This window comes from Dolichospermum sp. UHCC 0260 (assembly GCF_009711985.1).
Lineage (GTDB): Bacteria > Cyanobacteriota > Cyanobacteriia > Cyanobacteriales > Nostocaceae > Dolichospermum > Dolichospermum lemmermannii.
Genome location: NZ_VIKZ01000001.1, coordinates 125,769 through 135,997, shown reverse-complemented (window position 1 = coordinate 135,997; position 10,229 = coordinate 125,769). Strand labels below are relative to the sequence as shown.

Sequence of the window (10,229 nt, the reverse complement as noted above, 5' to 3'; positions counted from 1 at the left end):
GTCAATTGTCAGTTGTCAATTGACAATTGTTAGTTTTTAATTCTTAATTCTTAATTGTGACAATGAGTTATATAAATGTTCGGGGTGTTGATCATTATTACGAGTGGATGAAAAAATCATCAGATGTTATGAAACCGGTGATGGTTTTTTTGCATGGTTGGGCTGGTTCAGCAAGATATTGGCAAAGTACGGCTGAGGCTTTATTAGATAATTTTGATTGTTTATTATATGATTTACGGGGTTTTGGCCGTTCTCAATGTCAGCCTCATTTAAGTTATGAATTAACAGAATATGCGGAAGATTTGGCGGTTTTATTAAATGAGTTAAATCTTGATCGTGTTTATATTAATGCCCATTCTATGGGTGCTTCTATTGCTACTTTATTTTTTAATCGTTATCCCCAAAAAGTTGAAAAGGGAATTTTAACTTGTAGTGGAATTTTTGAATATGATGAAAAGGCTTTTTCTGCTTTTCATCAATTCGGTGGTTATGTAGTTAAATTCCGTCCCCAATGGTTAAGTAAAATTCCCTTGGCTGATAGAATGTTTATGGCTAGGTTTTTACATCGTTCTATTCCTAAAGCTGAACGACAGGCTTTTTTAGAAGATTTTATTAATGCTAATTATGATGCGGCTTTAGGGACTATTTATACTTCTGTTAGTCAAGAACAAGCGGAAACAATGCCGGGAGAATTTGCGAAATTAACTATCCCAACTTTGCTAATTGCTGGGGAATATGACATTATTATTCCGGCTAAATTAGGAAAAACAGCCGCAGCTTTAAGTGATAAGGTTGAATTAAATATTATTCCTAATACGGGACATTTTCCGATGTTGGAAGACGCAGAAACTTATTTGGCAAAAGTCAAAGAGTTTTTAAGTTGTTCGTAATTGGGTTTGAGCCTAAAATTATCTAAAAATAACTACAAATACTACTTTCTTGTCAATAAATGTTCTCCCACCCGCAAAGCATTAGCAATAATAGTTAACGAAGGATTTACCGCAGCACTAGAAGGAAAAAAGCTACCATCAAACTTACTTCTACCTATTAAGCCAGTTAAAATAGATGAATTATGTTGTTTAAAATTAGAGATTAGTCATTAATTTAGCGTGTATTAATTGTTAATTCTGTATTTTAAATCCTATCAGCAACAGAGCAGAATCGTCCAAGGAGGACATTTTGCAGTAAAATTAGGGCTTTCAATAGAGGAAAACAAACAAATGACCCGTGTAATCATCGTGCGTCATGGTCAAAGTACCTACAATATAGAAAAACGTATCCAAGGGCGCACTGATGCCTCATCATTAACCGAAAAAGGCCAAAATGATGCCAGTCAAGCTGGTATTGCCCTCAGTAGTATTTCCTTTCAAGCTATTTATAGTAGTCCCCTCCAGCGAGCAAAATCCACAGCGGAAATTATCCGTAGTCAATTAGCTACACAATCTCCTGTGATTCAAATTGATGAAAACTTAGTAGAAGTTGATTTACCTCTGTGGGTAGGAATGACTACAAGTGAAGTCAAAGAAAACTTTACTGAAGATTACCGCACTTGGAAACAACGTCCCCACGAGTTTCGCATGGTTGTCAATGAAGATTCCGGGACTAGAGAACATTTCCCAGTTCTGGCTTTATACGCTCAAGCCAAACAGTTTTGGCAAGAGGTTCTCCCCCAACACCAAGGCGAAACTATCCTGATTGTGGGTCATAATGGCATCAATCGTGCCTTAATTAGCACCGCTTTGGGAATTGCCCCCAGTCGTTACCATTGTTTACAACAATCTAACTGCGGCATTAGTATCTTGAATTTTGCTGGTGGTTTGGGTGAACCAGTGCAGTTAGAATCCATGAATCAAACCCAACATTTGGGTGAAACTTTCCCTTCCTTGCGTCCTGGTCACGAAGGCGTAAGATTATTATTAGTGCGTCACGGGGAAACAGAATGGAATCGTCAAGGCAAATTTCAAGGACAAATTGATATTCCCCTCAATGATCATGGTAGAAACCAAGCTGCAAAAGCCGCAGAATTTCTCAAAGACGTAAATATTGATTTTGCTGTTAGCAGTACCATGTCCCGTCCCAAGGAAACAGCGGAAATTATCTTAAAATATCATGCTAGTTTGAAATTAGAACTATTTGCTGGTTTAAGAGAAATTAGTCATGGACTTTGGGAAGGCAAATTTGAATCGGAAATTGAGCAAGAATTTCCTGGTGAATTAGAAAGTTGGCGCACAATTCCCGCCAATGTGCAAATGCCAGAAGGGGAAAATTTAGAACAGGTCAAAGAACGCAGTGTTACTGATTGGAATACTATAGTTGAAAATGCCGAACAACAGCAATTACAACTAGGATTGGTCGTCGCCCATGATGCCACTAATAAAACCTTGTTATGCCATATTCTCGGTTTATCTAACGAGAATTTCTGGAACTTCCGTCAAGGTAATGGTGCTGTGAGTGTCATTGATTATCCTCATGGGATTCAAGGTTATCCAGTTCTGCAAGCGATGAATATTACTGGGCATTTAAGTAATGGTGTTCTTGATAAAACTGCGGCTGGTGCATTGTAGTTGAGATAAGTTGTTAGGGTAATTGATGAATTGCCCTAATATCAAATAGAGTAGGAGATTAAGAATAATTTAACGCAGATAAACGCAGATAAACGCAGATAAACGCAGATAAACGCAGATAAACGCAGATAAGAAGGGATGAATTAATGGATTTAAACGGAAATTGTTACAATCTAATTCACAAAGTGCCTGATACCGGAGATAGATGGTACAAAATATGGTACAAACGATAGACTTATTAAATTAAACACACTGATATTCTAAAATCATGAAAGCATCTGCTAAGTTCGACTTTGAAGACGAAAAATTTAATGCCCCACCGTCCCAAGTGATTCCCTGGGGTTTAATGATCAATCCTCGCTATGGTACAGATGGTTTACAAAGCTATGGTTTAGCGATTAGCCGTGATAATGCTCAATCTGTTGGGTTTGAAGCAGATGATAATTGGCAACAGGTAGAACATGAATTTAGTTCTGGAGAAGTAGAAACAATATTTATTACTACTACTCCTAAACTGGTGATTGTGCGTCGTGGTCCGTTATCTGTGCAAGATCGGGAAACTAAGATTAGATTAGGTACATACAAAGATTACAAAGAAGAGTTTTTAGCTGATAAACTTAAATTCAAAATTTATACTCGCCATTTGATTTTTTTAGTCGGTGAAGATAAAAAGTTTTTGCATCAATCACCTCTACAATTAACTCTGAGTGGTTCACCCGGCGCTAGTTTTGGTAAAAATTACGCTGAATATCAACAAGGGAGAATTACTGGCGGTTTTGCTGGAGAATTGGAAAAAGCTTATGCTGGTTTTCAAAAGAAACCACTAACTCCCAAGGGTCCTTTATTTCATGCTCATGGGATTTTTTGCCCTATAATTGAACCGGAAGAAAGAGGAATAGAACCGAATATTGCTTTGGTAGCTTCAACTGTAGATTATAAACATCCCACAATTTCAACTTTAATAGATTATATGATTGCCTCAGATTCCCCTGAGTCAGCAATTATTTGTAAGACTTTTGAAGAATACAAAGAATTTGGTAAGGAAGTAATTAAACCAGAAGCTTCTAAAGTAGAAACTTCTGGTGTTACTAGTTCTTATCTCTATGCAGATGATGATGAATTTAGTTATCCACCTTATTAGGGACTGGGAACTGGGGACTAGGGATTGGGGAGTAATAATCAATTACCAATTACCAATTACCAATTACCAATTACCAATTACCAATTACCTATTCTTTCAGTAATAAATAGAATAGTAAACCGTTACCGCCGGAAATACCAGCGCGATCGCCTGCTAATTCACCAGAACCCATGAAATAATCAACTCTTCCTGGGCCTTTAATTGCACTACCTGTGTCTTGATCTAAGACAAAACGGTTAACTAGACGAGATTCCAGTTTGCCACCATTAGTAGGATAGGGAAAAGAATTGATAATTAGGGCTAATGCACCCGGTGGCATGAGAGATTTATCTGTAGCAATGGAACGTTCCGCAGTGACAGGAACAAGAATACTACCCGTCGCTGGTGTACCGTTAGTTTCTGCAAAGAAAACAAATCTTTCCCAACGGGGTAAATAATTACTTAACTCCTTGGGATGTTGGCGAAAATAAGTAATTAATTTAGGCATAGTTAAACCACTAAGTGGTAGTTTGCCATCTTTTGCCAGTTCTTTACCAATGGAAGTCCAAGCATAATCAGTTCCTCCAGCATAACCAACGGATGTTCTGCGTCCATTGGTTAATTTAATTTGGGCTGAACCTTGGATATGAACCATGTATGGATCTAGACGATTACTAAACCACAGAAGTTCTAACCCTCGCAACCTGCTTTTATCCCCCAGCAACCCATTCTTGCCTTCCAAATCAATCCTTTTAGGATGAGGTTTTGGCCATTTCTGGAAATCCGGTGGCAGACGATAAAGAGGATACTTGTATACAGAAGTCCTGACACGGCTGGCAGTATACACAGGCTCATAATAAGCAGTGAACTTAACAGTTCCCTTACCATCGTTGCCTACAGACTGGTAAAAGACAAATTCCCGGCGCACAGCAGCTTGTAATTCTGCCGCTGACTGAGAACTTACAACTAGTTGTCGAAAGCGTAGCAAACTCTGCTGCACCCGATTTAGGGTAATTCCCTTAATTGGGTAAGTTTGATAGATAGCGATCGCTTTATTAGTTGCCAAATAGCGCAAACTGTTATCTATAGAACTTAGCAATGCTTGTTTATCACCTTGTTTACCCCAAAGTTGTTCGTCCAAACCCAGGCAATTTTGGGGCGTACAAACAGTTTCTAAATTAATAGGTTCGAGGGCTGGTAATACTGCTGGTGGTACTTCAGGCGTTACTGGGATTGTAACTGGCTGTGAATTAGGAGCTTGAGCGACAACTGACGAAAGTGGATTTATCAAGGCAATTCCCAGACTTAAAGCAAGCAAAGTAAGGTTTTTTCTCATTTTTATCTTTCAATACTGGAATTAAAAATTGGTTCTACTCGAATCCCTGCAATCTTAGACGGACGTACCACCATATATTCTCCCTGAATATTTTTAATCGGTACGCTAATAAAATCATGAGAAGCTGACTTTGGCACAAGCTCACCGCTATACCACTTTTGAAATTCTTGAATAGTAGGAAAGCGCACTTCTTCCCGATGTCCATTGTCTAAGAGCAGGAAGACAGCATATTCACTCGGAGTTCTGGGCATAAATTTACATGACTAAAGATACAGCTACTCCATTGTTCACCACGTTACACCACTTTGCCAGTCTCAGGGCTAAATTTGCGTTCCTAAGTTTTAAGTTTCCGGCATTCTCCTGATAATTTTCGGTGAATCAGCAAGATGGAATGTTTTGATCCTGTTCCTAGGTTATGTTTATATTTGAGGTTTTTGACCTCTTGGTTACAAGTCACAGTAAAAATGTCTAATCAAGTTTGGTTATCACAGTTAAAAATACACCGAGCGATCGCGGTGATTCGCGCCCCAAAAATGGTATGGGGTGAGCAAATGGCCATAGCTGTAGCATCTGGGGGAATGCAGTTAATTGAAATTACCTGGAATAGCGATCATGCACCCGAATTAATTTCCCAACTCCGCGCCAAATTACCTAACTGTATGATTGGGACAGGAACGTTATTTAATGTCCAACAGTTAGAAGATGCGATCGCTTGTGGGGCGCAATTTCTCTTCAGTCCCCACACTGATCCCGAAATGATTCAAGCCGCAGTAGCCAAAAATATTCCGATTATTCCCGGTGCATTGACACCGACAGAAATTATTACCGCTTGGAATTATGGAGCAAGTTGTGTCAAGGTGTTTCCCGTGCAATCAGTGGGAGGAACTAGCTATATCAAAAGTTTACAAGGACCTCTTGGGCATATTCCCTTAATACCTACTGGTGGGGTGACATTAGAAAATGCCAAAGATTTTTTGCAAGTTGGTGCGGTAGCCGTAGGGTTGAGTAGCGAATTATTTCCGCAAGCATCAGTGTTACAGAAAAATTGGCAAGCAATCAGTCAACAAGCAAAAACCCTCATGCAGAGGTTACAATAGTAGTTACAGCACTTTCCGGTGTGATGAGGTACTTATGTAGCGGGCAGGACTTGTACTGAACTTGCGATGCCCTGAGCCTGTCGAAGGGTCGAAGTATGCCCGCACTACAAGAGTTTCATAATTCAAGTTTGTATCTCATTAGAGCGAAATCTGCTGTAAGTAAGGTGGTTATTCAGAAATAAGATATTTCGATCCTATTACCAAGTCTCATCATTTTCCCCGCTTCCGAAATGGGAACTCGGGTATTCACACTCAATCTATAAAAATGATTAAATTGCCCTGTATTTACAGAAGCGGGCATAGTTGCTTGGCGTTTTTGCCCAAATATTTTCTGAAAGTTTGGGTAAACTGCCCCTGAGTAAGAATCGCGTGTGGGAACTACACAACGTTGACAAGGGTTAATTGCCAAAAACTGGATATCTCCCAGTTTAAAGGGTACTGTTTCCCCACTAGCAGCAAATAACCCATCTTCCCAAAATGCTGGGACACCATCAATTTCAATATTGGCACGCATTCGCCGCCGCATTTCATCAACATTGATACCAGAAAACCAGGACGCAACCTCCGTTAAAGTTGCTGTACTAATTACCGTTGCTCCTGGTGAAACTGTATCATCAGGAAAACCCATGGCGGTATTTTGCTGTAGTTGCACAGGAAAACCCAAAAAATCGCTGACAACTGCGGCTAATGCTGGACGTTGTTGATCTAAATGAAAAACCTGTTCTGAGTTTTCACCAGGAAACTTCAACTTTACCAGTCTTTGTTCTAGGGAAAACTCTGAACGCAACAAAAGGATTTTTGGATAACGTTTACCATTGACAAACTTATTTTCTGCGTCAAAAAATGCAAATTCCCGGTCATACTCAAGTGCGCCACGGTCGAGAATAGTCGCCTTTTCTACTTCTATACCATCTAGCGACTTAATTGGATATAGCAAAATCTTGGCTAGATATGGCATCATTTCATGGTTTTGGAGATGAATAAGCAGGAGCTTTATCAATTGCACCCATTCTATCAAGTGGCCAAAAACGAGCTACAGCCCGACCAATCATATTTTTTCGGGGAACAACACCCCAACAACGCCCATCATAACTGTTAGGACGATTATCACCGAGCATTAAGTAAGAATTTGCGGGAATAATTTCCGGTTTAGCCAAAAAAGGAGGTTGGAGTCCGCTACTATTGCAAGCTTCAACAAAAGTCCGCACAGAAGAGGATAGGTAAACATTTTCCGGTAGAGGCTGGCTATTTATATATACTTTCCCTTCTCTGAGTTCTACTTTTTCCCCAGGTAAACCAATTACTCTTTTAATAAATGCTTCCCGTTCAGGATTATTCTGGATTTCTTGTGGCGGTAAAAATACGACTATATCTCCCCGTTCGGGGTTAGCAAATTTATATTTGACTTTATCAACAATAATCTTGTCTGCCAGCCACTGGTCTTTGACACCATGGAGGGTTGGTTCCATAGAACCAGTAGGAATCCAACGGGCTTCGGCAACAAAGGTACGAATTCCTAGAGCCAGAAAGATACTCAAGATCATCGTTTTACCTAGCTCTACTATCCAGGAATTATCAGGTTCTTGACTAGAGTTTTTATCAGACGCTTGATTTTGCATGAAATTGTTGAAGTATGTTAGGAGACTAGTATTGAACTCAGACAGATAGACTTGATATTATTAATCTTAACCAGATGGAGCAGATGACAGTTAAATAAAGTAAAAAAATCTAGTGCTTTTCTGTTGTCAGCTACAAACATTCAGGTTTTTAGCTTACTTGATGATAAACATTTTTTAACACAAAACCAAAATTAAAGGTTCTTCGTGCCAATTAAGTTTACCTTAAAGAAAAAGTTATCTATCATCCATAAATAGTTCCTTTATCCCGAAAAATCTTAAATCCATGTCAAATCCACAAAGTTTACTGATTCGTCACGCTGAAATTATTTTACCCAATGGTGAGTCAATGATTGGGGATGTGTTGATAGAAGGAAGGCACATAACCCAAGTAGGACAAGAAATCACTAATGCCAGACCTACCCGTGAGATTGACGCACAAGGTTTAACTTTGTTGCCTGGTGTGATTGACCCCCAGGTGCATTTCCGTGAACCAGGACTAGAATACAAAGAAGACTTGTTTACTGCCAGTTGTGCTTGCGCTAAGGGGGGTGTGACTTCCTTTCTGGAAATGCCGAATACAAGACCTTTGACAATCAACCAATCAGCTTTAGATGATAAGTTACAACGGGCTGCCCAGAAGTGCTTGGTTAATTATGGCTTTTTTATTGGGGCTACGGCTGATAATTTACCAGATTTACTCTCTGCCCAGCCGACACCGGGAATTAAGATTTTTATGGGGTCAATGCACGGAGATTTGTTGGTGAGCCAAGAAGACTCTCTAGAGGCGATTTTTGCCCAAGGAAGCCGTTTAATTGCTGTTCATGCGGAAGATCAAGAGAGAATTAAGCAACGAAAACAGGAGTTTGCGGGGATTACAGATTTGGCTGTTCATTCCCAAATTCAAGATAATCAAGCGGCATTATTAGCTACCCAATTGGCGTTAAAACTTTCTAAGAAATATCAACGTCGGTTACATATTCTACATATGTCAACCGCAGAGGAAGCGGAGTTACTACGTCAGGATAAACCAAGTTGGGTGACGGCAGAGGTAACACCACAGCATTTACTTTTGAATACTAATGCTTATGCAACTATTGGTAGTTTAGCGCAAATGAATCCACCATTGCGATCGCCTCACGATAATGAAGTTCTCTGGCAAGCCCTACGTGATGGTATCATTGACTTTATTGCCACTGACCACGCCCCCCACACTCTGGAGGAAAAAGCCCAAACTTACCCAAATACCCCTTCAGGAATGCCCGGTGTAGAGACTTCTTTACCTTTAATGTTAACCGCTGCAATGGATGGAAAATGTACTGTTGCCCAAGTTGTGCAATGGATGTCTAAAGCGGTCGCTGTAGCTTATGGTATTGCCAATAAGGGAGAAATTACTCCCGGTTATGATGCTGATTTAGTGTTGGTAGATTTAAAAAATTACCATGAAGTTAAACGGGAAGAAGTTGTCAGCAAGTGTGGTTGGAGTTCTTTTGAAGGTTGGAATTTAACAGGTTGGCCTGTAACAACAATTGTCGGTGGTGAAATTGTTTATAATCAAGGTCAGCTAAATACGCAAATTCGCGGACAAGCTTTAACTTTTAACGACTGACAAGGTAGCTAAAAATCTTTGTAGATTGCGTTTAATTATTCGATTCCATCGGTAGGGGTAAAGCAAGAGCTTCATTGGTGTTAACTTAACGAGAAAACCCATAATCTCCAAAAACCTAACCCCCCTGCCCCCTTCCCTACCAGGGAATGGGATTTTCAAAGCCTCTCCCCGCGTCGGGGAGAGGTTTGGAGAGGGGTCAATTTATACATTCAAAACTTTTCAAACATCCTCTAAACACTCGGAAAATTTATGAGTCCGTTTTAACGGACTTGAGCTATGAGACAGGGAATTTATTCCCTGGCGGTTGTGGAAGCCAACAGATCAGCTATTTTTAAATTAAGTTGACACCATTGAAACCCCTACACCTACAGGTTTTTTGTAATCTTACAAAGTCTATTTCCTAACCTTGTAAAGTATAATTCTGTTCCATTATTGTGGTTATTTTGATAATATTGCGTATATGCTGCGTAAATTCTCTGTTTTAAATTAAGATTAAAGCATCAAATTCTGGCAAATATATAATATTATTATGCGAAATCGGATATTAAGTATTTTATTGCTCACCTTATCTCTAACTACCACACCCCAGCTTGTATTTGCTCAAAATAGTGTCCAACAGCTATTTAAACAAGGTGAAACAGCCGAATCTGTGGGTAACAACTCCCAAGCGGAGACGATTTGGCGTGAGATTTTGCGGGTTGAACCCAATAATGGCAAGGCTTATAACAATTTGGGTAATGCTTTACGACGACAGGGAAAACTACCAGAGGCATTAGCAGCACACCAAAAAGCCCTACAACTCAATCTTAAAGATGCAGAAGCTTATGTTGGTATAGGTAATGTCCTAAATGCCCAAGATAAACAAGAAGAGGCTGTTGCTGCTTTCC

11 protein-coding genes are annotated in these 10,229 nt (G+C 39.7%); 7 read left to right on the top strand and 4 right to left on the bottom strand.

Annotated elements, in window-relative coordinates:
* The first annotated feature begins 62 nt into the window (after positions 1 to 62).
* From FJR08_RS00665 to FJR08_RS00650, 4 genes are all read left to right on the top strand, one after another.
* Complete coding sequence (locus tag FJR08_RS00665; RefSeq protein ID WP_015078067.1) at positions 63 to 890, top strand: alpha/beta fold hydrolase; 828 nt, start codon at positions 63 to 65, stop codon at positions 888 to 890.
* Between the two features lie 6 nt (positions 891 to 896).
* Entirely contained in the window at positions 897 to 1,103 is a 207-nt protein-coding gene (locus FJR08_RS00660; protein WP_148763622.1) for a hypothetical protein, read from the top strand.
* A 117-nt stretch (positions 1,104 to 1,220) separates the two neighbouring features.
* Positions 1,221 to 2,564 carry a histidine phosphatase family protein gene (locus FJR08_RS00655; protein ID WP_168631825.1) on the top strand — a complete coding sequence of 448 codons (1,344 nt, stop codon included), beginning with the start codon at positions 1,221 to 1,223 and terminating at the stop codon, positions 2,562 to 2,564.
* 268 nt (positions 2,565 to 2,832) lie between these two features.
* Complete coding sequence (locus FJR08_RS00650; RefSeq protein WP_168631824.1) at positions 2,833 to 3,705, top strand: DUF5895 domain-containing protein; 873 nt, start codon at positions 2,833 to 2,835, stop codon at positions 3,703 to 3,705.
* An 88-nt stretch (positions 3,706 to 3,793) separates the two neighbouring features.
* On the opposite strand, the gene FJR08_RS00645 is transcribed toward FJR08_RS00650, so the two are convergent.
* Together FJR08_RS00645 and FJR08_RS00640 are read right to left on the bottom strand one after the other, a co-directional pair.
* Positions 3,794 to 5,020 (bottom strand): murein transglycosylase A, encoded by a 1,227-nt coding sequence (locus FJR08_RS00645; protein ID WP_168631823.1) that lies wholly within the window; start codon positions 5,018 to 5,020, stop codon positions 3,794 to 3,796.
* Positions 5,021 to 5,022: 2 nt separating this feature from the next.
* Positions 5,023 to 5,271, bottom strand: coding sequence for a hypothetical protein (locus tag FJR08_RS00640; protein ID WP_015078072.1), 249 nt, complete (start codon positions 5,269 to 5,271; stop codon positions 5,023 to 5,025).
* Positions 5,272 to 5,484: 213 nt separating this feature from the next.
* Here FJR08_RS00640 and FJR08_RS00635 point away from each other — a divergent pair, with 213 nt between their 5' ends.
* Positions 5,485 to 6,117: a bifunctional 4-hydroxy-2-oxoglutarate aldolase/2-dehydro-3-deoxy-phosphogluconate aldolase gene (locus FJR08_RS00635; RefSeq protein WP_041458166.1), complete on the top strand. Its 633-nt coding sequence runs from the start codon at positions 5,485 to 5,487 to the stop codon at positions 6,115 to 6,117.
* Positions 6,118 to 6,289: 172 nt separating this feature from the next.
* Here the strand turns inward: FJR08_RS00635 and FJR08_RS00630 are convergent, their stop codons facing one another.
* Both FJR08_RS00630 and lepB read right to left on the bottom strand, forming a co-directional pair.
* Positions 6,290 to 7,075 carry an MOSC domain-containing protein gene (locus FJR08_RS00630; RefSeq protein WP_168631858.1) on the bottom strand — a complete coding sequence of 262 codons (786 nt, stop codon included), beginning with the start codon at positions 7,073 to 7,075 and terminating at the stop codon, positions 6,290 to 6,292.
* 4 nt (positions 7,076 to 7,079) lie between these two features.
* Entirely contained in the window at positions 7,080 to 7,736 is a 657-nt protein-coding gene (gene lepB / locus FJR08_RS00625; protein WP_015078075.1) for a signal peptidase I, read from the bottom strand.
* Between the two features lie 283 nt (positions 7,737 to 8,019).
* Between lepB and FJR08_RS00620 the strand changes: the two genes are divergently transcribed.
* On the top strand, positions 8,020 to 9,342 hold the full coding sequence (locus tag FJR08_RS00620; protein WP_168631822.1) for a dihydroorotase: 1,323 nt from the start codon (positions 8,020 to 8,022) through the stop codon (positions 9,340 to 9,342).
* 529 nt (positions 9,343 to 9,871) lie between these two features.
* A partial coding sequence (locus FJR08_RS00615) for a tetratricopeptide repeat protein (RefSeq protein WP_168631821.1) occupies positions 9,872 to 10,229 on the top strand: 358 nt, incomplete at its 3' end.